25 protein-coding genes are annotated in these 25,663 nt (G+C 37.1%); 6 read left to right on the top strand and 19 right to left on the bottom strand.

The genetic code is table 11. From position 1 onward, the window contains the following. Positions 1-40: 40 nt before the first annotated feature. Positions 41-475 carry a DUF1885 family protein gene (locus SFC47_RS02015; RefSeq protein WP_411252599.1) on the top strand — a complete coding sequence of 145 codons (435 nt, stop codon included), beginning with the start codon at positions 41-43 and terminating at the stop codon, positions 473-475. 410 nt (positions 476-885) lie between these two features. Here SFC47_RS02015 and lpdA read toward each other — a convergent pair whose 3' ends face one another. The 5 genes from lpdA to SFC47_RS01990 form a co-directional block, all read right to left on the bottom strand. After that, positions 886-2,301, bottom strand: a complete 1,416-nt coding sequence (gene lpdA / locus SFC47_RS02010) for a dihydrolipoyl dehydrogenase (protein ID WP_411252598.1) — start codon at positions 2,299-2,301, stop codon at positions 886-888. Between the two features lie 3 nt (positions 2,302-2,304). Next, positions 2,305-3,642: a dihydrolipoamide acetyltransferase family protein gene (locus tag SFC47_RS02005; RefSeq protein ID WP_411253599.1), complete on the bottom strand. Its 1,338-nt coding sequence runs from the start codon at positions 3,640-3,642 to the stop codon at positions 2,305-2,307. Between the two features lie 123 nt (positions 3,643-3,765). After that, complete coding sequence (locus SFC47_RS02000; RefSeq protein WP_411252597.1) at positions 3,766-4,743, bottom strand: alpha-ketoacid dehydrogenase subunit beta; 978 nt, start codon at positions 4,741-4,743, stop codon at positions 3,766-3,768. Between the two features lie 3 nt (positions 4,744-4,746). Then, on the bottom strand, positions 4,747-5,862 hold the full coding sequence (gene pdhA, locus SFC47_RS01995; protein WP_411252596.1) for a pyruvate dehydrogenase (acetyl-transferring) E1 component subunit alpha: 1,116 nt from the start codon (positions 5,860-5,862) through the stop codon (positions 4,747-4,749). Positions 5,863-6,208: 346 nt separating this feature from the next. After that, a complete protein-coding gene (locus tag SFC47_RS01990) occupies positions 6,209-6,877 on the bottom strand; it encodes a YkyA family protein (RefSeq protein ID WP_411252595.1) in 669 nt (222 codons plus the stop codon). A gap of 184 nt (positions 6,878-7,061) precedes the next feature. Between SFC47_RS01990 and def the strand changes: the two genes are divergently transcribed. After that, positions 7,062-7,616, top strand: a complete 555-nt coding sequence (gene def / locus SFC47_RS01985) for a peptide deformylase (RefSeq protein ID WP_411252594.1) — start codon at positions 7,062-7,064, stop codon at positions 7,614-7,616. A 39-nt stretch (positions 7,617-7,655) separates the two neighbouring features. Here def and SFC47_RS01980 read toward each other — a convergent pair whose 3' ends face one another. Further along, on the bottom strand, positions 7,656-8,426 hold the full coding sequence (locus SFC47_RS01980; RefSeq protein WP_411252593.1) for a Cof-type HAD-IIB family hydrolase: 771 nt from the start codon (positions 8,424-8,426) through the stop codon (positions 7,656-7,658). Between the two features lie 530 nt (positions 8,427-8,956). On the opposite strand from SFC47_RS01980, the gene SFC47_RS01975 reads away from it, so the two are divergent. Both SFC47_RS01975 and rnjA read left to right on the top strand, forming a co-directional pair. Further along, positions 8,957-9,166 (top strand): DNA-dependent RNA polymerase subunit epsilon, encoded by a 210-nt coding sequence (locus tag SFC47_RS01975; protein WP_411252592.1) that lies wholly within the window; start codon positions 8,957-8,959, stop codon positions 9,164-9,166. 6 nt (positions 9,167-9,172) lie between these two features. Beyond that, on the top strand, positions 9,173-10,840 hold the full coding sequence (rnjA, locus tag SFC47_RS01970) for a ribonuclease J1 (protein WP_411252591.1): 1,668 nt from the start codon (positions 9,173-9,175) through the stop codon (positions 10,838-10,840). Positions 10,841-11,124: 284 nt separating this feature from the next. On the opposite strand, the gene SFC47_RS01965 is transcribed toward rnjA, so the two are convergent. From SFC47_RS01965 to SFC47_RS01910, 12 genes are all read right to left on the bottom strand, one after another. Continuing rightward, on the bottom strand, positions 11,125-11,784 hold the full coding sequence (locus SFC47_RS01965; RefSeq protein WP_411252590.1) for a potassium channel family protein: 660 nt from the start codon (positions 11,782-11,784) through the stop codon (positions 11,125-11,127). A gap of 71 nt (positions 11,785-11,855) precedes the next feature. Then, positions 11,856-12,761 (bottom strand): DUF4349 domain-containing protein, encoded by a 906-nt coding sequence (locus SFC47_RS01960; RefSeq protein WP_411252589.1) that lies wholly within the window; start codon positions 12,759-12,761, stop codon positions 11,856-11,858. Between the two features lie 109 nt (positions 12,762-12,870). Beyond that, entirely contained in the window at positions 12,871-13,326 is a 456-nt protein-coding gene (locus SFC47_RS01955) for a TlpA family protein disulfide reductase (protein ID WP_411252588.1), read from the bottom strand. A 71-nt stretch (positions 13,327-13,397) separates the two neighbouring features. Further along, on the bottom strand, positions 13,398-13,946 hold the full coding sequence (locus SFC47_RS01950; RefSeq protein ID WP_411252587.1) for a peroxiredoxin: 549 nt from the start codon (positions 13,944-13,946) through the stop codon (positions 13,398-13,400). A 152-nt stretch (positions 13,947-14,098) separates the two neighbouring features. Next, the gene (locus SFC47_RS01945; RefSeq protein ID WP_411252586.1) at positions 14,099-15,220 is read right to left on the bottom strand and encodes an N-acetyldiaminopimelate deacetylase; all 1,122 of its coding nucleotides are present in this window, start codon (positions 15,218-15,220) and stop codon (positions 14,099-14,101) included. Between the two features lie 64 nt (positions 15,221-15,284). Then, a complete protein-coding gene (gene dapD, locus SFC47_RS01940; RefSeq protein ID WP_411252585.1) occupies positions 15,285-15,995 on the bottom strand; it encodes a 2,3,4,5-tetrahydropyridine-2,6-dicarboxylate N-acetyltransferase in 711 nt (236 codons plus the stop codon). Positions 15,996-16,071: 76 nt separating this feature from the next. Then, positions 16,072-16,953, bottom strand: coding sequence for a transcriptional regulator CcpC (ccpC, locus tag SFC47_RS01935; protein ID WP_411252584.1), 882 nt, complete (start codon positions 16,951-16,953; stop codon positions 16,072-16,074). A gap of 110 nt (positions 16,954-17,063) precedes the next feature. After that, on the bottom strand, positions 17,064-18,575 hold the full coding sequence (locus SFC47_RS01930; protein WP_411252583.1) for an MDR family MFS transporter: 1,512 nt from the start codon (positions 18,573-18,575) through the stop codon (positions 17,064-17,066). A 51-nt stretch (positions 18,576-18,626) separates the two neighbouring features. Further along, positions 18,627-19,079, bottom strand: coding sequence for a cyclic-di-AMP-binding protein CbpB (cbpB, locus tag SFC47_RS01925; RefSeq protein ID WP_411252582.1), 453 nt, complete (start codon positions 19,077-19,079; stop codon positions 18,627-18,629). A 130-nt stretch (positions 19,080-19,209) separates the two neighbouring features. Further along, a complete protein-coding gene (locus SFC47_RS01920; RefSeq protein WP_045515459.1) occupies positions 19,210-19,446 on the bottom strand; it encodes a YkuJ family protein in 237 nt (78 codons plus the stop codon). Positions 19,447-19,672: 226 nt separating this feature from the next. After that, a complete protein-coding gene (locus SFC47_RS01915; RefSeq protein ID WP_411252581.1) occupies positions 19,673-19,912 on the bottom strand; it encodes a hypothetical protein in 240 nt (79 codons plus the stop codon). Positions 19,913-19,981: 69 nt separating this feature from the next. After that, complete coding sequence (locus SFC47_RS01910) at positions 19,982-21,193, bottom strand: EAL domain-containing protein (protein WP_411252580.1); 1,212 nt, start codon at positions 21,191-21,193, stop codon at positions 19,982-19,984. Positions 21,194-21,351: 158 nt separating this feature from the next. Between SFC47_RS01910 and SFC47_RS01905 the strand changes: the two genes are divergently transcribed. Together SFC47_RS01905 and SFC47_RS01900 are read left to right on the top strand one after the other, a co-directional pair. Continuing rightward, entirely contained in the window at positions 21,352-22,179 is an 828-nt protein-coding gene (locus tag SFC47_RS01905) for a C39 family peptidase (protein WP_411252579.1), read from the top strand. Positions 22,180-22,391: 212 nt separating this feature from the next. Beyond that, positions 22,392-23,270, top strand: coding sequence for a metallophosphoesterase (locus SFC47_RS01900; protein ID WP_411252578.1), 879 nt, complete (start codon positions 22,392-22,394; stop codon positions 23,268-23,270). Positions 23,271-23,302: 32 nt separating this feature from the next. Here SFC47_RS01900 and SFC47_RS01895 read toward each other — a convergent pair whose 3' ends face one another. Further along, complete coding sequence (locus SFC47_RS01895) at positions 23,303-25,432, bottom strand: EAL domain-containing protein (RefSeq protein ID WP_411252577.1); 2,130 nt, start codon at positions 25,430-25,432, stop codon at positions 23,303-23,305. Positions 25,433-25,663 lie beyond the last annotated feature (231 nt).

The following is a 25,663-nucleotide window of genomic DNA, read 5'->3' as shown; positions in this document are numbered from 1 at the left end:
AGAATAAAGAAGATATCAAATGGGACATAGGGGGATGGAGATGGCTGAAAACGCTTATATTAAACTTGTGCCTTCATCTAGTAAGCAGACAATTACTGTAGAAGAGGTAAAAGAAATCTTAAATTATTATACAGATATTACGGCTAAAACAGGAAACCAAGTGGATTGGGAATATGGTGACTCAGCTTTTCCTTACGTAATCAAGGAGAAAGATGAAGGAAAAGGAAGATGGTTTTATTTACAATCTACGAATGAGCGTTATTATGCAATCTTAATTGGTGTGGATCAGGAAAGCATTCGTGAAGAAGATGGTACTGATAGAATTCAAACATACATACAAGTTACTCTTCCAGAACAATCTACGTTCGGTGATAAAGGCAAAGCAAATGAGTTTTGTAAATTCCTTGCGAAGAAATTACAGGGAGAACTGCACCTTTTTAACGAGCGAATCATGTACTTTTATCCAAGGAAATAATTATGGCCGACTCCCATACCGGGAGTTTTTTAATGTGTAAAAAGAGCAAGTGTATAATGTATGGATGTATAGATCATTAGACTTAAGGTTGTAATGAAAAGTGTTTTGGCAGTTGATTGGGTAAATCTATTACAGAGGACAAAGGCTAGATAAAAAAACACAAAGAACATAATTACCTTGTATAATAGTTGATCATGCCGAGACATCCATTCAATCAAAGTAAAAGTACTCCATATTATTAATTGTAAGATCACTACAACATAAATTCGCATATTTATCACCACTCGCATCTTTTTTTAGAATAAAGATTGTAGTGTTTTATATATATGCAAGAAGAAATGATTTATCATTCGATTGAAAATAAGAAAGTCCTTTCCATTATACTCTCGGAAAGGACTTTACTTTATGTTTTATTTTAATACATGAATTGGTGTGCCAAGTGCAACCTCAGCAGCTTCCATTGTAATTTCACCTAATGTTGGATGAGCATGTATGGTCAATGCTAAATCTTCCACCGTCATTCCTGCTTCAATTGCTAACCCTAGTTCAGCAATCATATCAGATGCACTTGCACCGGCGATTTGTGCACCGATTAGAACACCATCCTCTTTACGTGAAACCAATTTAACAAAACCATCTGCACTGTCTAGTGATAGTGCACGGCCATTTGCAGCAAATGGGAATTTCGCTGAAGTAACATTGATTCCTTCTTCTTTTGCTTGCGCTTCTGTATATCCTACGCTGGCTAGTTCAGGATCGGAGAATACAACAGCAGGTATACCAAGGTAGTCAATTACAGAATTATGTCCAGCAATCGCTTCTGCTGCAATCTTTCCTTCGTAAGAAGCCTTATGTGCCAATTGTGGACCTGCTACAACATCACCAATGGCATAAATGTTTGATACACTTGTCCGGCACTGATTGTCAATCTCGATTAAGCCACGGTCGGTAAGTTTTACCCCAACTTGCTCCAGACCCATTTCATCAGTATTTGGCCGGCGGCCAACCATTACAAATACATAATCAGCTTCAATTTTCTTTTCTTCGCCTTTAACTTCAAATGTTACAACTACACCATTTTCCGTTTCTTCTACACCTTTAGCCATAGCTTTTGTATAGAATTCAGCACCTTTTTTCTTCATGGTCTTTTTAACAAGAGCAGCCATTTGCTTCTCAAATACACCAAGACCTAATATCTCATCGGCACCTTCTAAAATTGTAACTTGAGTACCAAAGTTTGCATAAGCCCCGCCAAGTTCAATTCCGATAACACCGCCGCCAATAACAACGATCTTTTCAGGTAGTTCCTGTAAATTAAGGGCACCAGTTGAGTTAAGGATACGTTTTGAGTATTTAAAAGTTGGCAGTTCGATTGGACGAGAACCTGATGCAATAATCGCATTTTTAAAGTTGTACGTTTGTGCAGAATTCTCACCAATTACTCGTAATGAATTTCCGTCCACAAAATATGCTTCACCACGAACGATTTCTACCTTATTACCTTTTAATAAACCCTCTACACCGCCAGTTAACTTTTTCACGATTCCAGCTTTCCATTCCTGAACCTTTGAAAAATCAACCGATACATTTTCAGCTTTAATTCCGAATGAATCAGAGTGCTTCGCTACTTCGTAACGGTGTCCAGCAGCAATTACTGCTTTTGAAGGAATACAACCTACGTTTAAACAAACCCCGCCAATATATTCTTTTTCTACTATTGTCACCTTTTGACCTAGCTGCGCTGCACGAATTGCAGCTACATATCCGCCAGGACCAGCACCTATGACTATAGTATCAGTATCAATTGCAAAATCTCCTACTACCATTTGTTACGCCTCCATTAACAATAGTTCTGGATCGTTCAATAATCTCTTAATGTGATTTAATGCATTTTGAGCAGTTGCTCCATCAATCATTCTGTGGTCAAAGCTTAGTGACAATGCTAATACTGGTGCAGCCACAATTTCACCATCACGTACGATTGGCTTTTCTGCAATACGGCCAACTCCAAGGATTGCTACTTCAGGATGGTTAATGACTGGAGTAAACCATTGACCTCCAGCAGAACCAATATTGGAAATAGTACAAGAAGCACCCTTCATTTCGTTAGGGGCAAGTTTACCATCACGTGCTTTTCCAGCTAGTTCATTGATTTCATTTGAAATTGAGAATACTGATTTACGGTCTGCATCTTTAACAACAGGCACTAATAAACCTTTTTCAGTATCGGCAGCAATTCCAATATTATAATAATGCTTATGGATAATTTCACTAGTTGCGTCATCAAGTGATGTATTTAACGCAGGGAATTCGCGTAGCGCACTAGTTAAGGCTTTTACGATGTATGGTAAGAATGTTAACTTGATACCTTTAGCCGCAGCAACTTCTTTGAATTTTTTACGATGTGTAACAAGTTTTGTTACATCGATTTCATCCATAAGAGTTACGTGTGGTGCAGTATGTTTTGAATTTACCATTGCTTTCGCGATTGCTTTTCGAATTCCGCTCATTTTCTCACGAGTTTCAGGATATTCGCCTTGTGGAATCGGAGCAGCTTTAGGTGCTTCCTCTGCCACCGCAGCTGCTTGTGCTGGTGCTGCTTGTGCTTGTGGTGCCTGAACAGCAACACCGCCGCTTAAGAATGCGTCAATATCACTTTTCACAATACGGCCATTTTTCCCTGATCCAGGTACTTGTGTAATTTCTACACCTTTATCACGAGCATATTTACGAACAGAAGGCATAGCAATGATTTTGCGGTTAGGGTCTACCTCAACTTGTCCTTGCCCTTGTGGGTGTGTTACTCCGATCCCATATGCGGGTGGAGCTGCCGGTGGAGTTGTCTGTCCCTCCGGTGCTGATGCAGTAGCAGGTGCAGGTGCTGCTGCTTCTTGTTTCGGTGCTTCTTCAGCATGGTCGTCACCTTTGAATTGAAGGTTTTCGTAACCAGGAGCATCAAATGTTACTAATACCTGTCCAACTGTCGCAACTGTTCCTTCAGCTACTAAAACTTCAAGTACAGTACCTTCAACAGGTGAAGGAATCTCTACTACTGCTTTATCATTTTGAATTTCGCAAAGTACATCATCTTCTTGGACTTTATCACCTGGCTTTATGAACCATTTAACAATCTCGCCTTCATGTATACCTTCACCAATGTCAGGCATTTTAAATTGGAATGTGGTTGCGGTTGCGCTCACTTGGGATTCATCCTCCTATTTTTCGCATAAATTTCTGCCGATCAATTAAAGAAATAAGCGGGAAACAGTTTTACTATTCCCCAACTTATATTAGAATGTTAAAACTTTTTTTGCTGTTTCAATTACATCTTTATAATTTGGAAGCCACACTGCTTCAGCTTGTGGGAATGGATAAATTGTATCAGGTGCTGCTACACGTAAAACAGGTGCTTCTAAGCTTAAAATCGCACGATCGTTAATTTCAGCTACAACATTTGCTGCAATCCCAGCTTGCTTTTGAGCTTCTTGGACAACAATGGCACGGCCTGTTTTTTCAACCGACGCAATAATTGTTTCGATATCGAGCGGGCTTACTGTACGTAAATCGATTACTTCTGCCGAGAAACCTTCCTTCTCTAGCTCTTCTGCAGCTTTTAATGATTCATGTACCATTGCACCATAAGTAATAATTGAAAGATCCGTACCTTCACGTTTCACTTCAGCTTTTCCTAGTGGAATGGTATATTCACCTTCAGGAACTTCTTGACGGAATGAACGATATAATTTCATATGCTCAAGGAAAATAACTGGATCATTATCACGAATTGCTGAGATAAGAAGACCTTTCGCATCATATGGTGTTGATGGAATAACCACTTTTAATCCAGGCTGTTGTGCCATTAAGCCTTCTAGGCTATCTGCGTGCATATCTGGTGTATGTACGCCGCCGCCAAATGGTGAACGGAATGTGATTGGAGCACTGAATTTGCCGCCTGTACGGAATCGAAGGCGAGCAGCTTGTCCAGAAATGGAATCCATTACTTCATAAACAAATCCAAAGAATTGAATTTCTGGTACTGGACGGAAGCCTTGTAATGCAAGACCAACAGCTAAACCGCCGATTCCAGATTCAGCTAAAGGTGTATCAAATACACGATCCTCGCCAAATTCACTTTGTAATCCTTCGGTTGCACGGAAAACACCGCCGTTTACACCAACATCTTCACCAAAAACTAAGACGTTCGGATCATTTTTTAATTCCACACGCATCGCATCTGTAATTGCTTGAATCATTGTCATTTGAGCCATGACTTACTTCGACTCCTTTGCTGAATAAATTTCATACTGTTCTTTTAAGCTATCTGGCATGTCGGTATAGGTGATGTTCATTAGATCCGTTACCGTTTGCTTAGGCGCAGCATCTGCTTGTTTAAGAGCTTCTTTAATTTCTTCCTTCGCCTGCTCAATTACTTCGTTTTCTCTTTCCTCATTCCATAGACCTTTCTTTTCAAGGAATTTACGGAAACGAACTAGTGGGTCTTTCTTTTCCCATTCATTATCTAATTCTGCAGTACGATAACGTGTTGGATCATCACCAGCCATTGTATGTGGACCATAACGGTATGTTAAAGTTTCAATAAATGTAGGGCCTTCTCCGTTGATCGCACGCTCACGTGCATCACGAACTGCAGCATACACTGCTAATGGATCCATGCCGTCTACTTGGATACCTGGAATACCTGCAGCAACAGCTTTTTGAGCAAGTGTTTTTGCAGCCGTTTGTTTTTCAACAGGAGTTGAGATCGCAAAACGGTTGTTTTGAGCAATAAAGATTGCCGGTGCCTTGTATGCTCCTGCAAAGTTCATTCCTTCATAGAAATCACCTTGAGATGTTCCGCCATCACCTGTGTATGTAAGAGCAACAGCTTTAACTCCACGTTTTTTCATTCCTAAAGCTACACCTGCAGTTTGAACGTACTGCGCACCAATGATAATCTGAGGAATCGCAACATTTACTCCATCAGGTATTTGTCCGCCTGCTAAATGACCTCTGGACCATAAAAATGCTTGATATAATGGAAGACCATGCCATACAATTGGTGGAACATCGCGATAGCCTGGTAAGATAAAATCTTCTTTTTCAAGAGCGAATTGAGAAGCTAATTGTGATGCTTCCTGCCCTGCAGTTGGTGCATAGAATCCAAGTCGACCTTGACGATTTAAAGAAATTGAACGCTGATCAAGGATACGCGTATAAACCATACGGCGCATTAATTCTTGAAGCTGTTCATCACTTAATTCAGGCATTGCTGCTTCATTAACAACTTCGCCTTCTTCATTTAAAATTTGAAGCGTTGTAAATTGATCTTCTACAGCGTTGAGTACCTTTTTAGCATCAAGCTGAGCATTTTGAGTTTTAGATGCCATTCTTCACATCTTCCTTTCTTCATTACAATAATGGAAAAAATAAATTCACTCATATTAGATTACCCAAAAATCTTAAACAACATTTACAATTACATTACATTCGTTATCTGTTGTTCTGTACTATAACTTTTCAAAAAATTAATAGTACAATATTTAAGTCCATATTGAGTTTACATCATCTAAATTCGCTCGTCAAATACTATGTTTCATTATTTTACAACACGTAAATATTATTAATTTGCGATTAAACAAAAGTTCTGTACCACTCTATCATCATTCCTGTTATATTAATATATTTTCATTTTTTCCATAAAAAAAAAAGAAATCGGCACTATCATCCAATTTCTCACTTTTCTTTTTCAAGATTAAGACCTGCTAGTTTATAGTATTCAAGTTTTTTCTTATTATATTCTGCTGTTAAATCATTGAATTCTTCATTTGCTTCTAATACCTTTTGATAGGCATTATTTAAATCAGAAACATGTGCTTCAAGCTTGTCATAGGAGATATCGGACTCTTTAAGCATCAGATATAGTTCTTTATCGCTCTTTAGCGCTTTGGAGTATTCCTTTGAAAGGATCGTATGCAGCTGGTATCTTTCCATCATTAATTCAGATAATTCTTCTGCTTTTTTCTTTTGATCAGGATCTTTTATTTTTTTTATTATTTCTTCTGCTTTCTTAAATTGTGTTTTGGACGCATTTATACTGTCAATTTCAATTTGTAAATGGTTTTCCCTTTTTTCAATATTAGAAAGAGCTTCATCAGAAAGCACAGCAATCTTTTCATGCGCCTTCATCCCAACAGTCATGATTTCGTTGTAAATTTCCTTTTCTTCCTCTTCCAACTCAACTAACGGTCCTTGCTGGCCTTCAAATTCCTTCTCTGCTTCTACGACTTTTTCTAACACAGTATAGAGCTCTTCAGCTGAAGACTCCTTGCTCATGCAGCTGGTTAATAGGATAACACTCGTGACTACAAGAAAGATTATTGAAGTAAATCTAATAATAGACAAGTCGCACCCCCTTACTGATTACAATTCCTACTATATCTATACTCCATATTTTTGACAATATCTTCTGTAAATTACCTTAAAATATGGTGAAGAATTGTTAATCCTTAAGATTAACTTTTCTGGAATAGTCTGATAGACTAATGAATATCAATATCTTTAGTTTATATACAGGAGTGAATCAATCATGTTAATGATGGATGATATCATACGAGACGGCCATCCTACACTAAGAAAGACAGCAGTGGATGTAGCAATGCCGCCATCAGAGGAAGATAGAAAAATACTTGAAAGCCTTTTAGAATATGTAAAGAATAGTCAAAATCCTGAGGTTTCATCACAATATGGATTACGACCTGGAATCGGGTTAGCTGCCCCACAAATAAATGTTTCTAAGCGCATGATTGCTATTCACCTTCATGATGACAAAGGAAACCTATATAGCTATGCTTTGTACAATCCCAAAATCGTCAGTCATTCAGTCGAAAAAGCTTATTTGGTTTCTGGTGAAGGGTGTCTTTCAGTCGATGATGACATTCCAGGCTACGTCGGAAGATTTGCTCGGATTACAGTTAAAGGAATCACACTAGAAGGCGAAGAAGTAAAGCTCCGCTTAAAAGGTCTCCCTGCGATTTGCTTCCAACATGAAATCGACCATTTAAATGGAATCATGTTTTATGACCATATAAATAAACAAGATCCATTTAAACCTATTGAGGGTGCCATAGCCATTGAAAGATAAAAAAACGCAAGTGTTCCCGCACTTGCGCTTTTTTACTATTTATATGAGCTTTAACTCCTTCAATCCGTTCCAGATCCCATCCTCCGATACATCGGTAGTAACGAAATTAGCTATTTCCTTAGCCTCGGGAACCCCGTTCCCCATTGCAACACCGGTGCCAACAGCTTTAAGCATTTCTAAATCATTTAAACCATCTCCAAATGCATAAACATCCTTCAAGTCAAACCCTAACCTGTCAATCATTTTCTTTATTCCTTCGGCCTTTGATCCACCCTTAGGTAAGATATCGACTGAATAAGGATGCCATCTAATAAAATCAAATTTAGCGAAATCATTAAAGTAAAACTTCTCTTCATCATCTTTACAAAAAAGTAAGGATTGATAAATTTCATTATGGGCAAAAAATGTTTGATCCTCATCCGGATGCGGAAATAATAAGCTGCCCATACTTGTTTCGATAAATGGATGGTAATGAGTCGTAGCCTTCATGGTTAGTTCATTCATAAATATCAAGGGATGTTCATTAGCCTTAGCATCCTGAAGAAATCTTTTTAACTCATCTTGTTCTAGTGGATTCTTATAAATCGCTTCGTTTTCAAACACAACATACTGCCCATTAAAGCTTACATAAGAATCAATATCCAGTTCATTTTTTAGGCCTGTAAACATAAAGGGAGCTCTGCCGGTTGCAATCGCTACAAACACGCCATTTTCTTTTAATAATTGAATTGCCCTCTTAGTACTCGCTGGGAGCTTTTTTTCTTGATCGAGCAAGGTTCCGTCTATATCGAAAAAAACAATTTTTTTCATATAATTCTATCTCCTCTTAGCTTTTTCAATTATGATCGAGCTTTTCATTCATTCTTTTATAAACACTAATCATAACAAGAATAAATGTCAATTTTAAAACGTTCATTATTCTACCATGTTTATCCATGAAAGATTTCTTGTTTATACCATATAATATTAGTATAAAATCCCTTAAATAAAAAAAAATCTACAATATCTATCATGGCTTGCTTTACATTGGACAAGGATCGTTTAAAATAGGAAGTAAGGAGATGATCCACTATGTTAAAGAAGCTAAGAAAGAAGCTCTTAAAACAGTGGAAAGATTTACTGCGAAAAAAATCAATTGCTTAAACAACAATTTTTTCGGGCCCTTCAAACTTGCGAAGGGCTCATTCCTTATTGTAAATTGTTAATCAGTGTATTTATTTACATATTTTTTCTTCTAAGTCCAAGTCCTTACTTTTTAGGCGAAAAGTGAAATTAAATGAAAAAATTGTAATTATTTAATATAATAGAAAAAGTCATGATCGATTAAGGAGCGATTTATTATGGTATTTAAAGTCTTTTTTCAAAGTAGAATTACTGAAGTCCCTGTAAGAGAAAAAACACAGGTCCTCTATGTGGAAGGAGAATCTGTTCGTGATGTACGGAAGAAAATTGAAGACCGTGGATATAACATTGAATTTGTCCAAGAAGTGACTGGAGCTTTTTTAGAATATGAACAACAGAATGAAGATTATAAAGTATTGGAGATTTGATAATTTATGAAATTTGTAAAAAATGACCAAACCGCGGTTTTTGCCTTAGGCGGTTTGGGTGAAATCGGAAAAAACACATATGCAGTGCAGTTTCAGGATGAAATAATATTAATAGATGCCGGAATAAAGTTTCCAGAGGACGAACTATTGGGAATTGATTATGTCATACCGGATTACACATATTTAGTAAAAAATGAAGACAAGATTAAAGGATTATTTATTACTCACGGACATGAGGACCACATAGGCGGGATTCCTTATCTGTTAAGAGAAGTAAATATCCCAATTTATGGCGGAAAGCTTGCGCTGGGATTAATTAAGAATAAACTTGAGGAACATGGGCTTTTAAGAACTGCTAAGCTGAATGTTATTCAAGAAGATGATGTGATTAAATTCCGCAAAACATCGGTTTCTTTCTTCCGAACCACCCATAGCATCCCTGATTCATACGGAATTGTTGTAAAAACACCTCCAGGTCAAGTCGTGCATACCGGTGATTTCAAATTTGATTTTACACCTGTTGGTGAACCTGCAAATTTAACGAAGATGGCAGAAATCGGTAAAGAAGGCGTTTTGTGTTTACTGTCAGATAGTACAAATAGTGAAATTCCTGAATTCACTATGTCAGAACGTCTCGTGGGTGAAAGTATTGATGATATTTTCCGAAAGGTTTCCGGGCGTATTATTTTTGCAACCTTTGCGTCAAATATTTACAGGCTTCAACAAGTAGTGGAGGCCGCAGTTGCTAATGGAAGAAAAGTAGCCGTTTTCGGCAGAAGTATGGAATCAGCAATAAATATCGGTCAAGAACTAGGGTATATTGTTGCCCCCAAAGAGACATTTATTGAAGCAAATCAAATTAATCGACTTCCTGCAGATAAAGTTACCATTCTTTGTACTGGAAGCCAGGGCGAAGCTATGGCAGCTTTATCTAGAATTGCCAATGGAACGCACAGACAAATACAAATTATCCCTGGGGATACCGTAGTGTTCTCATCTTCACCTATTCCAGGGAACACCATTAGTGTCAACCGTACTATTAACCAACTGTTTAGAGCAGGTGCAGAAGTTATTCACGGGAAGCTAAGTAATATTCATACCTCTGGGCATGGTGGTCAAGAGGAACAAAAGTTGATGCTGCGTTTAATTAAACCAAAATTCTTTATGCCTATCCACGGTGAATATAGAATGCAAAGAATGCATGCCAAGCTTGCAGTCGACTGTGGTGTAGAAGAAGATAATTGTTTTATTATGGATAATGGTGAAGTATTAGCTCTATCTGAAAACAGTGCACAAGTAGCTGGGAAAATCCCATCCGGTTCTGTTTATATTGACGGCAGCGGTATTGGCGACATCGGAAATATCGTTTTACGCGACAGAAGAATTCTTTCCGAAGAAGGTTTGGTCGTTGTGGTAGTCAGCATTAATATGAAAGACTTTAAAATTGCTTCTGGACCTGACCTTATTTCTAGAGGGTTTGTCTATATGAGGGAATCTGGGGATTTAATTAATGATGCTCAAAATCTAATTACTAAGCATTTAAATAAAGTAATGGAGCGTAAGACAAGTCAATGGTCAGAAATTAAAAACGAAATTACTGATACGTTAGCACCGTTCCTTTACGAAAAAACAAAACGTAGACCAATGATTCTACCAATCATTATGGAAGTATAAAAAAAAGCGGAAGTGCCCAGGCGCTTCCGCTTTTCTTATTGTCTAGCTCCAGCGCCTAGGGGCTCGGGGTTATAAGGCAATCCGTCAAGAAGGTAAAAACCCACCTTCTCGCCGGCTTGCCTTATACCTGTCGCCCCTGAACCAGGCGCTTCCGCTTTTCTTATTGTCTAGCTCCAGCGCCTAGGGGCTCGGGGTTATAAGGCAATCCGTCAAGAAGGTAAAACCCCACCTTCTCGCCGGCTTGCCTTATACCTGTCGCCCCTGACCAGGCGCTTCCGCTTTTCTTATTGCATTACTTTCCTCTCGAATCGATCTATGTCTTCATCGGTTCCAATAACGATTAATACATCGTTTGCACGGATATCTTCATTTGCCTTGGGAGAAACAATGATATCCATTCCTCTTTTTATCGCAACGATATTTAAGCCATATTTCTTTCGAATGTCTAAGTCAATAATGGTATGACCACTGATCTTACTATTTGCTACAATTTCAACAATACTATGTTCATCGGATAACTCTAGATAATCTAATACACTGCTCGAAGCCATATTGTGAGCAATTCTTCTTCCCATATCTCTCTCAGGGTGTACAACTTTATCCGCACCAATCTTTACAAGTACCTTTTCGTGATAATCATTCTGTGCTTTAACGGTTATATGAGTTACCCCTAGTTCCTTTAGAATTAAAGTGGTTAAAATACTTGATTGAATGTCATCACCTATAGCGACAATTACATGGTCAAAATTACGAATACCCAAGCTTTTTAGGACTGCCTCATCCGTTGTATCTCCAACAGCAGCATGAGAGGCTATCATGGCGTATGCATTTACTCTTTCTTCGTTTTTATCAATTGCCAGTACCTCAAAACCTTCATCTGAAAGAGTGCGGCAGATACTCCCGCCAAATCGCCCTAATCCAATTACTGCAAAATTCTTCCTCACCTTAATTCCTCCACCAAAATCAATTCATCCATTTTCATTTTAGCATAACCAAATTAGTGGAATATACTAATTTACTCGTTGTCTTTTCTTCTCCAAACCTTTCTGATATATAAAAAGATAAAAAATACCGCTGCCGCTAGGATTCCTAAAATAGGTAAATTACCTATAACAAAAACAATAAATCCTGAAATCGCTGACAATAGCAAGTTGGTACTTGTCATAAATTGTTTTTTTGTTTTCTCCCAAGTATTTAGATTTTCCTCTTCAAGATTTGGCACAATCACTTTATTTTCATAAAGTGAAATATGGATGGTTGAAAGTGAGGTCTGATTCTCTAGATATTTCAATCTCCCCTGGATGGTTTCAATTTCCTCTTGGACCTTTGCAAGATCAGCAGAAATTTTTAACAGATCTTCTGTTTTCTCTGCAGATTTCATGAAGGATGTTAACCGTTCTTCTACTACTCTTTTTGACTTTAATCTGGACTCTAGATCAACGTATTCTTCCGTCACATCTGTGCCATTTATAGCACGCTGCAAGACCTCAAGCGCATGCCCCTCTGCATCATGTAAAAAGGCTTGAAAGTTCTCTTCGGGAATTCTAACGGTAATTCTTCCACTTACTTGCTCAACTCCATCTTTAGATACATTGGATTCCGCTATATATCCACCATACTTTATTACTTTTTCTTCGAGCTTTTGTAATGTTTGCTCAAAGTTTTTCACACGCAGCTGCAGATCTGCTTGATAGATAACCATTTGCGCAGGAACTTTTGTTTCTTCATGTGTACTTTTCTCTTGTTTAACACTATTATCTAACGATACTTGTGCCTCCCCCTCTATTAGAGCCTGTTTTGAATCCATTGTGCCACTGTTGTCACTGCTTTTCTTCGTCTCTTCACTATTACTATTGGAGCTGCAAGCGGCCAGAAAAAGAAACATTGAAACAAAAGCAAGTATCCTTACGATTTTTGCCATAAACTAACCCCCTAATATCTATTTATAAATACCGACGATAAAAAGCCAGGATGGTTACAGAAAATAAAAGACTGCTCGTATAAAAACGAACAGCCTCCCATTATACTAATTACTCTGTTTTTTCTAATTCATCTAATACACGGTTTACTCTTTTTTCGAGCATTTTCATTCCGCTGCCGCCGGCTTGGAAATGACGAAGTTTACCTTCACGGTCAAATACATAATAAGCAGGAACATATTGATTTTCAAATTTCTCAGCTAGTTTATGTTCACTATCGACAAAAATCGGCTGATTAATTCCATGCTCCGCGGCTGTTTGCTTTATCTGCTCGATATCAAGATCTTCTTCAGACCGCGGCATATGAACAGCCACTACATTTAATTTGTCTTTATATTGATCACGGAATTGATTAACCTGCGGCATAGCCTCTTTACAAAGGTAACAGCTGACAGACCAGAAATGGATAAGAGTCGGTTTCTCACCTATTAAATCCTCTTTTGTAACTTCCCCATTTAACCATTCAACAGCTCCCAATAAGTCTGGCATTGGCTCACGTAATTTCATTATGTATATACTCTCCTTTTTAAAAAAGACCTAACGAAATTGTTAGGCCTTAATTTTTATATTTTATAGGATTAAGCATTAAGAGTTGCTTGTCCAGGTTTCCAATTAGCCGGGCAAAGTCCGCCAGTTTGCAGCGCTTGAAGGACACGTAAGGTCTCATCCACGTCACGGCCAATATTATTGTGGTTAACGACAGAATACATTAACTCACCTTCTGGGCTGATGATGAATAAGCCGCGAAGCGCAATACCTTCTTCTTCAATTAAAACACCGTAGTCGCGGGCAACCACATGATTTGTATCTGCTGCTAAAGGATAATTAAGCTCACCTAGACCGTTGTTTTTGCGGTCTGTATTAATCCAAGCAAGATGTGTATGAATTGTATCAGTAGACGCACCGATTACAACTGCATCTAAATCATCAAATTCTTCATATCTATCGGAAACTGCTGTGATTTCTGTCGGGCAAACAAAAGTAAAGTCCATAGGATAGAAAAATAAAACAGTCCACTTTTCGTTTTTCATGTTTTCTTCAAGGCTTACTTTTCCAAATTCTTTGTTCGGTAATACAGCATCCATTTCAAATCTAGGTGCTTGCTTAGCTACCATACGTTCTGGCATGTTGAATCCCTCCATATGAATAATTAGTTCCTTCATTGGTTTACCCTTTTTTCATAAAGGATAAACTCGCGATATGTAACAATCTTTTCTAATTTTCAGTTTAACATTTTTAGACAAGAGATTGAAATAAAAACGCAGTCCAAGTGATGCTTTTATCTATTACCTTGAAATGTCAGATAGCTGGTGAGAATATTAATAGCTACCTCTATTGCTTCTTCCTTTGGATTCAATTTGGCATGGTGGAGTCCAAAGGGAGAATCTACTCCGAGCCAAAACATCAATCCCGGTATCTCCTTTAACATATATCCGAAATCCTCGCCTGTCATGGCTTCTTTGCATTCAATTACATCGATAGTAGTCTGTTCTTTCATAAATTGAATGAAATTCCGCGTAATATTCTCATCATTGTATACTTGGTGATACATGGATCCATAATCAATAACAGCTTCACACTCAAAGCTGGTTTCTATCCCTTTTACGACAGCATCGATTCGTCGTTTGACCTTATCCATTGAATCATCTGAAAGGGTTCTAATGGTTCCCTCAAGTCTAGCATTTTCAGCAATAATATTCTGGACTGTACCTCCTGAAATTTTGCCGATTGTAATGACTGCACTATCTAATGGATTTACATTGCGAGAAATAATCGTTTGCAGCTGTCCTACCAGTGAGCAGGCTGCAATAACCATATCATTTGTTAGATGTGGATAGGCTGCATGTCCACCCTTACCTTTTAAGTCAATAAACAACTCTGATGTATTTGCAAATAGTAACCCCTCTTTTAGTGCAATCGATCCAACTGGATATTCTGGTGCAATATGAAGAGCAAAAATAATATTAGGCATCCATTCTTGCATGATGTCACAGTTAAGCATGGGCTCTGCACCGCCTGGACCCTCTTCAGCAGGTTGAAATATAAATAAAAGATCATCTTCAATTGGATTTTGCACAAAGTGTGTTAACACACCAAGTGCAATACTCATATGAAAGTCATGACCACATGCATGCATTTGTTCCTGATGGGTAGAAGAGAATTCAAGGCCAGTTTCTTCAACAATCGGCAGGCCGTCAATATCAGCACGATAGCCGATTATTTTTCTAGGATGCAAACCATTCACCTTAACGAAAAGACCGGTTTTCCATTTTTTTATAGTTATTCGCTCTTGTGATAAGGTTTCTAAGTATGCTAATAAATAGGCTTGTGTTTTATATTCTTGAAATCCTAATTCAGGAATTAGATGCAGGTCACGTCTTATTTTGATGAATGGATTCATTTATTCTCCTCCTTTACTAGAAAAGAAAGCGTGGAGAGTGTCCACGCTTTACTTTGTCTTATTTTTATAATTGACGAAGCTCTTGCATGATTTCCGTCTTCGATTTTGTCTTCTCATCGATATCCTTAATTTTTCTCGCAGGAGTTCCAGCAACAACTGTATACGGTGGAACATCCTTTGTTACTACAGCTCCAGCAGCGACAACCGAGCCTTGTCCTACTCTAACACCTTCTAAAACAACAGCATTTGCGCCAATCAGAACATCATCCTCAATGATTACTGGCTGTGCGGACGGTGGTTCGATTACACCTGCTAAAACTGTACCTGCACCGATATGACAGTTCTTTCCTACAGTTGCCCTGCCGCCAAGAACAACACCCATGTCAATCATCGTTTTTTCACCAATAACAGCACCAATATTAATAACGGCACCCATCATAATTACTGCATTATCCCCAATTTCAACCTGGTCACGAATCGTAACTCCTGGTTCAATACGAGCATTAATATTTTTAGTATTTAGTAATGGGATCGCTGAATTACGGCGGTCATTTTCAACAACGTAATCTTCTATTTTATCCTGGTTTGATTCTAACGCTGGGTTAATATCCGACCATTCACCAAAAACTACACCAGTGTTTCCATTAATAAAGGTTTTAGAATTGCTTCCAAAATCAATACCTTCTAAATCGCCTTTTACATAAACCTTTACTGGTGTTGATTTCTTGCTGTTTTGAATAAAAGAAATAATTTCATTTGCATCCATCATTTTCATAAATATTACCTCCAACTAGAATTAAAATTTACTTTATCAAACAAAAGTACTTAAAACAAGAAAAATAAAACATGCATTAGCTGCTTTGACCGCTATGTTCTTTCATAAGGTCTACAAATGCCTGAACCTGTTTTAGTTTGAAGGACGATTCATATGCAAGCAGCCATGTATCACGCTTTAGGGGCTCATCATTCTCATCTAGTAACGGAATTTTATAAATTTCCTTTTCTGAGTGATTTAATGTAATACCCGGCAGGATAGAATATCCTAACCCATTGAATGTTAATTGCTTACAGGTCTCAATCTGGTCAACAATGATTGTCCTTTTAGGTGAAGTTTTGAATTGACGCATCCACCAATCTTGGATTTCCTGATAATAATTAGAATCACTTTTAAATTGAATGAATGGTCTATCCGTCTCTAAAAGCTGTTCCGGTCGAGTAATGTCTTTATCAACCAAGAATAGCGGGTCACTGAAAAGTTTAATTTTAACCCCTTTCCAATCTGGCAGCCCTCGTATGATACCAATATGTACTTGATCTTCATATAGACTTTTCAGTATTTCACTGCTCCACCCCGTAATGAGCGATATTTTAGCTTGCGGATATGTATCACTGTACTTTTTTAAAACGGGTGGAAGCCAATTTTGACCTACTATCGAAGCAACAGCAATCTTTAAGGTACCTGATACCCCCGATTGAAGGGCATGAATACTTTCCCGAACCTTTTCCTCCTTAACCAGCACTTCATTTACAAACTGAATGACATGCTCACCGGCAGGGGTAAGTGAGAGTCCTTTTTGAGATCGGATAAAAAGTCTTGTCCCCCACTCTTTCTCAATTGTCTGCAGACGTTGAGAAAGAGCCGGCTGAGATACAAAAAGTCTCTCTGACGCTTTTCGCATATTCATTTCTTGAGCTAAAACAGATAATAAGTGAAATTCAGATATTGAAGACAAAACCATCCACCTTCATACATTATTAGACATCACCATTACTTATTATATATAGAATATTAAAACATTTCATTAGTTCGCTCTCACTTTTTCAGAAAAATAGCTCTGCATCATCACGATACAGAGCCTTTATTTGTTTTTGGAATAAATGATATTAGGATTAAACTTACTATCGCAAAGGTAAGAACCACATAATATACCCAATGTAACGATTGAGTCAAACCTTCTTGTAACAGCTCCAGGTCAGATTGAGATAAATTTGACCGCTCTTCTTCCTTTAATAAAAGAGTTGTCGAATCCACGGTTAGTTTTTCCCCAGTTGTGTCAGCGTTACCACTAAGATAATTTGCCAGCCGATTATTAAGGATCCCGCCAAGCAAAGCCGCACCAATTGTGTTTCCTAAATTCCTCATAAACATATTAGCTGCCGTTGCGATTCCTCGCTGCTGCCAGCTTACTGTAGCCTGGATAGATACAATAAAAGCAGTTGAGGTCAACCCCATCCCAAACCCTACAATAAATGAGCCTAAGGCAGCCCAGAGAGGTCCAGAGGAACCTGACATCGTAACAAATACGAAACTCCCGATAATTAAGGCGACTCCACCAATAAGGGAGGTCATGCGGTATCCCAATGAAATAAGCATCTTCCCGGAAATCGTCGATGCTATTGGCCAGCCGATCGACATAGCTGTTAATGTGAACCCTGCAACAATTGGTGTTTGTTCCATTACCCCTTGAACAAAGGTAGGAAGAAAACTTGAAATTCCTATTAACATTATACCTGTTGTTAAAGAGGTTACGTTCGCAACAAAAATAGATCGTTCCTTCCAAATGTTAAAGGGCATTACGGGTTCTTTTGCACGGCCTTCATGATAGACAAAAAGACTTATGGTTATAAGAAAAAAGACAATCAATCCAATTACTTGCCAGGAGTCCCATGACCATCGGCCCCCGCCTTCTACTAATAAAAACATTAATGAGGAAATAGCTGCCGTAAGTAAAAATGCACCTATGTAATCAATTTCATGTTTTTTCTTTTCTACGTTCTCATGGAGATAGAATCCTATACCAATCAAAGATAGAATACCAAGAGGGATGTTTATCCAAAAAACATAATTCCAGCTTACGTATTGTACGAGTAATCCACCCACTGCTGGTCCCGTAACAGCAGAAATACCCCATACACTTGCTAAATATCCTTGAACTTTTGCTCTTTCCTCAGCAGTGTATATGTCACCAACAATAGTGGTGGCAATCGGCGTAACGGCACCAGCCCCAAAACCTTGAATCAATCGGAAGATAATAAGCGCTTCCATCGATGGTGCAAAGCCGCATAGAATGGACCCAATTAAAAAGATTGTAATACCAATAAAGAGTATAGGTTTTCTGCCAAATAAATCAGATAATTTCCCATAAATCAGGACCGTTACCGCATTCATTAAAAGATAAGCTGAAAAAACCCAGCTGTAAAGAGTAAAGCCGCCTAGGTCAGAAACAATTGCAGGCATGGCAGTTGAAACAATGGTTGCTTCAATCGCACCCATAAACATTGCCAGCATGACAGCCGCTAATACAAGTGGTCTATTTGTTTTGCCTCTTTTGGAGTTGGAAATTGGATTCTCCATTATGACACCTCATATTTCTCAATAAAATAATACAGCCCCCTTTTGGGAGCTTTATTTCTCACTTTTATTCATTTTGTTTACGTTCATATTCAACTGCATCAACACAGTGCTTCGTGGCAAAATCCCCTCAAAATATCCATCTAGATTATCCACACAAAGAAAAGGATGGTTGACCAACAGTCTAAGACAGGTTTTGATTGAAGCTGTATCCTTTACTCGCGGAACAGATTTATTCATAACCTCTTCCACTCTTTTTTTCTCAAGTTGTTCAAATTCAATCCTTTCAAGCCCAAGAATTGAATCCATTATGATTGGAGTACTAATCAAGCCATGCAGTTTATAATTCGGATCTAATACGGGAATAGCCGTATAACCACTTTTCGTTAATACTAATAGTGCATGTTCAAGATTATTTCCAACCTGCACATGAGCCACACGCTCAGAAGGTATCATTAATTTTCGAATATCTATTTCTAAAAATTCACCACTGTGAAGACTTATCATCGCCGAAAACTCCTCAATGTTTGTTTTACCACATGTATATTCTACCATAGTTTTCGGAGAACTGGTTTTTTTTATGAAAAAGTAATAAATAGAAATTTCTTCAGAAAAAAAATAGGAACCGTTGCCGGTCCTATTGAATCAGATCAAAAATTTCAATTGTAATCATGTCTACATTGTCAAATTGATAGCGTTTTGGCTTTTCCTTTTCATTATATATTTCTAATTCAAATGTTTCTGTTTTGGGATGAAATGTTACTTGACACTTTCTTTCGCCATTTACTTCAAAATAGCGTTGTGCCGGTTCACCTCCATTAGACTGTTCCTGAAGGTTCTTTAACCGTGTTAATATTCCTTGAAGCTGTGACATATGCTCCGTCTCCTTTCAAACACAAGCAAACTTTCTACTGTTATGTTTCTCTTTTCGCATATTTCTATCCTAATGGATTTTTTCCAGCATAATTTCTTCTGGTGAATATGCCAATATTAAAAGAATAAAATAACAGACTGCATCTGTCCATGTTAAAGTGAAAAAAATGGAAACTTTTTTTACTTATCTACATAAAAAAAGAAAAAAATTGGCCTCTTGGGAGGCCTTATCGAAAGAATGTAATAGCAACAAAAAGAATGATAAATAAAACTAAGGTGAAAAATATACCATATGCCCAGAAAATCGGATTGCTTAAATAAATATGTCTTTGTATCGGCTCAGCTATTTTTGTATCCAATTCACCTTCAACAGTTTTTTTTTGCCTGACCACTGACAAAGTATAAATAAGCGAAACTGCAAGAATTCCAACAATAACAATTGACAAGGCATTAACAAACAGATTCATGGGCTTTTTTCTCCTTTTAACATGTTTTTATTAAAATTCCACTCCATGAATTTTTCTATACTAACTAAGTTATAACAATTGTTCATTTTCAAATAAATACTTATAAGATATATCAATAAAAAGGTAATCACTTCCGTTTATAGGAATCGAGAAAGTTCTGATGGTCTCTCCTGTCTCGATATCACTATATAAATCAGAAAGGATCCCCTTACCTTCATTTCTCATTTTTATGATATTTTCTAAAAAATAGGGGCGCCAGCTCCAATTTTTTTCAATATATTCTTTTTGAGAATACCAGCCGCTCTCACCTTTAAACATATTTGAGGATTTCTGAAAACCATCTTCATCACATACATACATTCGAAATGCAATTTGATCCATTTCTTTGATGAGCGATGTAAATAATACTTCATAATTTGCCTTTTTATTCTTCACAATTATATCTTGTACTTTATTTTGAAAAAACTCTGCTGCTGAATAAATGGCTTCAAGCTTCTTTTTTTCATACGTGATAAATTCATGAAATTTCCCTTTTAAACGTTGTTTCAGTAAGTCACGTTCAATAAACTCCGAGGAAGGTGGATACAGATAAAAACCTTGATAATAGCGTCCGCCATTTTTCCATGCGAATTGAAGCTGATAGCTCATTTCAATATTTTCAAAAAGTAATGTAGCTCCAATCTTACGTGCCAATAATGATAATGAGAACAACACATCCGTAAAGCTGGCAGCCGTTGCATTAGATTTTAATGCACGTAAATTTATTTTTATGATTTCAGGGCCCAATTGGCCAATCCGCTCAAAGAAATTTGTGTCACTATCAATACTAGCAATCGCAACTTTTATCCCATACGTTCGGTAATATTGTAATAAATGATCTAATTGTCCAAAATCCCCTTTGTAGTTACCTTCAGAAATTTCAAGCACTATTCTCTTTAAATTCAAGCCTCTTTTTTCAAAAGCCAGTAAATCTTGTAGAAATGGCTCTCCATGTCGATACATGAGTAAATCGGCATCACGATTCAAATAGATACTAACATCATCATCAAGCTTCAAAGCTCGTTCCAATGCTTTTTGAACGAGTAATTGATCAACCTCGAATTTGTATTCCTCAGGAATACTATCATCATGGAAAAAACTCCCCAAACTGATGATGCTGCCTTCTGATTGATATCTACCCAAAACCTCATAAGCAATAACCCGCTGCTCATCGGCACTAAAAATTGGTTGAAAAAAAGGAATGACATTTTCAAGATCCGTTAGGATATCCAATGCATCCATTCAAGTACCCTCCAGAAAAAGATTTCCCTCATTATACCATACCCTTATATACAATACGCTTAACTTCAATATCATGTTCTTTTCCAAAAGAATACCATCATAGCCATGTCGAAACTGCCGAATGATAGTACCAAGTCCATATGAATGGAGGATATCAATTGAAAAAACTTTGCTTGTTGGTATCAATTCTTCCACTGTTTGGATGTAATAATGCAGATGAGACAGTCTCTAAGCACCAGGATAAGCAAAACTACACAGAAATATATGAACAAGTACCGAAACCAAGAATTCAAAAAACAGTGAATACCAAGATGGAAAATAACCTTGAGGAAAAACAGCCTATTTCAAAAGCTAACGTAAACCAGCAGGTTACACAACCAGCAAAAAAGAATTCAATGATGCTGGATGTTGTTTTGATAAAACAAAATCCTGAGCTTAGATACGGATGTGAAGTCACAAGCCTTGCCATGGTATTAAACTTCGCAGGTGTGAAAACAGATAAAATGGATTTGTATCGCTCCATACAGAAAGATCCAGACCCTATCAAACGGTCAGCTAATGGTGATATATTGAATTGGGGCAACCCTGCAGATGGATTTGTAGGTGATATGACCGGTAAAAAGGCAGGATATGCAGTCTTTGATAAACCAATGGAAGCACTTGTAAATCAAAAACTTCCTGGCAGAGCTGTAAATTTAACAAACCAGCCTTTTGAACGGATACTAGAGCATGTTTCTGCCGGGTATCCTGTAGTGGTGTGGACTACTGGGGATTATCGTTTACCTGACCGCTGGGAGTCTTGGTATCATGGACAGCAAGTTATAAAAACACCACTTGATTTACATGCGGTAGTCTTAGTGGGTTATGATGCAAATTTTGTTTATTTAAATGACCCGCTTTCTGGCGGAAAACAAGTAAGAGTTGGGAAAGACAGATTTATCTCATCTTGGAAAGCACTTCAAAGCCGGGCAATAAGTTATAAATAAGATAGCAGTAAACACAGTGTACAAATAAGCAGCCAAAAGGCTGCTTTTTATTGGAATTTTTTATTTATTTTAGAATATGAACTATTGTACACCTTTTTTCTTCTGAAAAATGATTTTGCCTTTTGCTTGCAAAAGTGACCATTTTTAAAGAAAATACGAATGACTCTTAATTATTTATAGAAAAAAACTTGGAGATTGGTTGGTAATAAAATATGCCTAAAAAAATAAAAAGGAGAACCTTCCTGAAAAGTACCTTTGGTGCACTGCTTACTATTATTGGCCTTGGTTCTGGCGGTTATTTCTACGCTAATCGAATTGAACCTTCACTTTTAGAAATAAATAAACGTGAAATCAAGCACTCCTTAATTCCAACAAGTTTTAATGGAGTAAAAATTGTCCAGTTTAGCGATACTCATTTAGGATTTCATTATAATCTTAACCAATTAAAAAATTTAGTCGACAAAATCAATCAACTTCAACCCGATTTGATTTTTTTTACAGGAGATTTATTGGACGAGCCAAATAAATTTAATGAATTAAATAAAGTTCCTCCCATTTTACAGCAGTTAACTGCAAGTATGGGTAAATATTGTATATATGGAAACCATGACCATGGCGGGTATGGTTCACAAATATATAAAGACATAATGGAGATGTCTAATTTTACCCTCCTGCTTAACGAATCCCTGCCTATAAAGAGAAGTGATGGTAGTTTTATTTCACTTCTAGGTATAGATGATCGAATGCTCGGCAGACCGGATTTACAGTCCGCCATGGAAAATGTACCAGAAAGTTCCTTTAAACTGCTCTTATCTCATGCACCTGATGTTGCTGATGAAGCTTCCGCCTATCAAATACATTGGCAATTGAGCGGACATAGCCATGGCGGCCAGGTTAAAATACCTTTTGCAGGCGCACTAGTGATTCCGCCTTTTGCGCAAAATTATCCGGAAGGCTATTATTCCATTGGTGATATTAATCCTTTGTCATTATATGTTAATCGAGGTATCGGAACGACACGACTCCCTTTTCGTTTTATGTCAAAACCAGAACTAACTGTATTTACCATGATTTCAACTAAAACAGATTAAAAAATCCTTACCATAAAGCCGGCAAGGATTTTTTATTTTTTCCTATTCTTCTCATTAAAGAGATTCCTTTTTAGAAACTTTTCCTCCAGTTCTTTTGCTGGGATTGGCTTCGAATAAAAATACCCTTGAATCTTATGACAATTAGCATTCTTAAGGAACTCTGCCTGGCTGCTATTTTCTACCCCTTCTGCAATTACCTCTAATCCAAGGCTATTTCCTAAGTGGATAATCGTAGACGTAATCGCTGCTGCTCTTTTATCAACAAGTATATCCCTTATGAAAGTACGGTCGATTTTCAGAACATCGATTGGAAGATATTTTAAATAATTCAACGAGGAATATCCAGTCCCAAAATCATCTACTGAAATGGTTAATCCCAGTTGTTTTAATTTCTTTAGAATGGGAATTGTTTCATTTGTATCCTGCATCACACCCTCAGTAATCTCAATTTCAAGTGAGGAAGCATGGATATTATATTTCTTAACCATGGAGCGAATAAAATCAACAAGATTATGCTGTTGGAATTGGATGGCAGATATATTTATAGCAACTCTAATATTATTATACCCCTGTTGGTTCCATTGTTGAATCTGCTCACATGTTCTTTCAATAACCCAGTTTCCAATTGGAATAATTAAGCCTGTATCTTCTGCCAGCGGGATAAACACATTGGGTGAGATACTGCCAGCCTCGATATTATTCCACCTGAGAAGTGCCTCAAAACTTGCAGAGTGTCCAGTTGATAAATCAATTTGAGGCTGGAATACCAAATGCAATTCATTTCTATCGATTGCTTTGCGCAAATGCGTCTCTAAGGTTACTATATTAGTGAAAACAGAATTCATATCGCTTCGATAAAATTGATAATGTGCCTTCCCCTTCTCTTTAACCCTGAACATTGCCTCATCCGCATTTTTGATGAGCATTTCTGCGTCCTTTCCATCGTTTGGATACATACTGATCCCAATGCTTGGTGAAATGTAATACTCTTGTGAATTGTAGTAAAAAGAGTGGACAAACTGCGCAAAAACCTTTTTTACAAATTTAACGGTTAACTCACGATTAATATTGACTAGAAGGATATTAAATTCATCTCCTCCTTGTCGATAAACAAAACAGTTTTCATTTTGAAATTGCGCTAAACGTTCTGAGACTCTTTTAAGAATTTCGTCTCCGGCTAATTGGCCAAGTGTATCATTTAAGAATTTAAACCGGTCAAGATCGATTGAAATGAGAGCAAATTCCTTCTTCGTAGTTTTAGAACTATTGATCAAGTTATTTAGTTGTTCCAACAAAGCACGTCTATTTAATAATCCTGTTAATTGATCATGAAAGGCCATAAATTTAATGGTTTCTATGTTCTTTGTTTGCTCCGATACATCTTTACACATGACATAAATCCCACTAATTTCTCCATGTATTACAATTGGCACAGTTTTAATATGGACAATGAGTAATTGGCCATTGTTATGAATGATCTTACAATCCAAGGATTCTAGAGAATGTCCCGTACTTGTCTTTACTAATTGACTCTTAAACTCAACTAAATCTCGGTCATTGATAAATTCATATATAGACTTATTAATCAGTTGATGCTCTTTATATCCTGTCATTTTAATTGCTGCTGGATTGGCCTCAAGGATTTTCCCCTTTAGACTTAACATAAATATAGCATCTAAATTATTATCAACAATCGATCGAAATCGTTGTTCACTTTCAATTATCTTATTTTTCTCAATTATCCATGCAGTAATATCTCTTGTAACCGCCACTACGTAGCTAATTCTTTTTTCCTCATTAAATATGGGAGTAAGAATGGTTTCTCCATAAATTTTCCTGCCATCCTCAAAATAAAAAACATCATCAAAGAAAATAATTTCTTTTTTTTCTAACAACTTTTGGTAATTATTATGTAAGTTAACACCAAACTCATAGGGAAGTACTTCGCTCATCGTTTTACCAATTACATCAATTGAGAGGTTTGCCTTACTCAGACCTGACTCATTAACAAACAGGTAGCGAAAAGTTGGTCCTTCTTCAACTTTCATTACATAAACCATATCCTGAAGATGCTGGAATATTATATCAAAGATAATTTTTTGGATTTTCCTATTAACTGTATCCAAGGCTAGTTCTTTATTCGATTCACTTTTGAAATCCATTTTCTCATCCTTCAGCCGTAAAAAGTTCTTGTTTTTTACAATAATGTTTTTACTTTCTTGTATTTCTAATTTACAATTAAATCATAATAAAGAAAAATAATTTAAAGAAATAAATACTATTCAGGTACGGTTTTTTAATCCTGTTATTCTTAAGTTGACCGTATAGACCGAAAAGAATATATGGAAATGAAAGGAATTAGGATTATTCTTTTTTTAATTAGAAAGGAGTAC

Source organism: Neobacillus niacini (genome assembly GCF_046591715.1).
Taxonomy (GTDB): Bacteria; Bacillota; Bacilli; order Bacillales; family Cytobacillaceae; genus Neobacillus; species Neobacillus niacini_L.
Note: the sequence above shows the minus strand (reverse complement) of the source record. Positions and strands in the feature narration are given on the sequence as shown.

What these genes read in the sequence shown, in the direction of transcription:
- SFC47_RS02015 (WP_411252599.1), top strand. Translation starts at nt 41, where the DNA reads ATGGCTGAAAACGCTTATATTAAACTTGTGCCTTCATCTAGTAAGCAG.
- lpdA (WP_411252598.1), bottom strand. Translation starts at nt 2,301, where the DNA reads ATGGTAGTAGGAGATTTTGCAATTGATACTGATACTATAGTCATAGGT.
- SFC47_RS02005 (WP_411253599.1), bottom strand. Translation starts at nt 3,642, where the DNA reads ATGCCTGACATTGGTGAAGGTATACATGAAGGCGAGATTGTTAAATGG.
- SFC47_RS02000 (WP_411252597.1), bottom strand. Translation starts at nt 4,743, where the DNA reads ATGGCTCAAATGACAATGATTCAAGCAATTACAGATGCGATGCGTGTG.
- pdhA (WP_411252596.1), bottom strand. Translation starts at nt 5,862, where the DNA reads ATGGCATCTAAAACTCAAAATGCTCAGCTTGATGCTAAAAAGGTACTC.
- def (WP_411252594.1), top strand. Translation starts at nt 7,062, where the DNA reads ATGTTAATGATGGATGATATCATACGAGACGGCCATCCTACACTAAGA.
- SFC47_RS01980 (WP_411252593.1), bottom strand. Translation starts at nt 8,426, where the DNA reads ATGAAAAAAATTGTTTTTTTCGATATAGACGGAACCTTGCTCGATCAA.
- SFC47_RS01975 (WP_411252592.1), top strand. Translation starts at nt 8,957, where the DNA reads ATGGTATTTAAAGTCTTTTTTCAAAGTAGAATTACTGAAGTCCCTGTA.
- rnjA (WP_411252591.1), top strand. Translation starts at nt 9,173, where the DNA reads ATGAAATTTGTAAAAAATGACCAAACCGCGGTTTTTGCCTTAGGCGGT.
- SFC47_RS01960 (WP_411252589.1), bottom strand. Translation starts at nt 12,761, where the DNA reads ATGGCAAAAATCGTAAGGATACTTGCTTTTGTTTCAATGTTTCTTTTT.
- SFC47_RS01955 (WP_411252588.1), bottom strand. Translation starts at nt 13,326, where the DNA reads ATGAAATTACGTGAGCCAATGCCAGACTTATTGGGAGCTGTTGAATGG.
- SFC47_RS01950 (WP_411252587.1), bottom strand. Translation starts at nt 13,946, where the DNA reads ATGCCAGAACGTATGGTAGCTAAGCAAGCACCTAGATTTGAAATGGAT.
- SFC47_RS01945 (WP_411252586.1), bottom strand. Translation starts at nt 15,220, where the DNA reads ATGAATCCATTCATCAAAATAAGACGTGACCTGCATCTAATTCCTGAA.
- dapD (WP_411252585.1), bottom strand. Translation starts at nt 15,995, where the DNA reads ATGAAAATGATGGATGCAAATGAAATTATTTCTTTTATTCAAAACAGC.
- SFC47_RS01930 (WP_411252583.1), bottom strand. Translation starts at nt 18,575, where the DNA reads ATGGAGAATCCAATTTCCAACTCCAAAAGAGGCAAAACAAATAGACCA.
- cbpB (WP_411252582.1), bottom strand. Translation starts at nt 19,079, where the DNA reads ATGATAAGTCTTCACAGTGGTGAATTTTTAGAAATAGATATTCGAAAA.
- SFC47_RS01920 (WP_045515459.1), bottom strand. Translation starts at nt 19,446, where the DNA reads ATGTCACAGCTTCAAGGAATATTAACACGGTTAAAGAACCTTCAGGAA.
- SFC47_RS01915 (WP_411252581.1), bottom strand. Translation starts at nt 19,912, where the DNA reads ATGAATCTGTTTGTTAATGCCTTGTCAATTGTTATTGTTGGAATTCTT.
- SFC47_RS01910 (WP_411252580.1), bottom strand. Translation starts at nt 21,193, where the DNA reads ATGGATGCATTGGATATCCTAACGGATCTTGAAAATGTCATTCCTTTT.
- SFC47_RS01900 (WP_411252578.1), top strand. Translation starts at nt 22,392, where the DNA reads ATGCCTAAAAAAATAAAAAGGAGAACCTTCCTGAAAAGTACCTTTGGT.
- SFC47_RS01895 (WP_411252577.1), bottom strand. Translation starts at nt 25,432, where the DNA reads ATGGATTTCAAAAGTGAATCGAATAAAGAACTAGCCTTGGATACAGTT.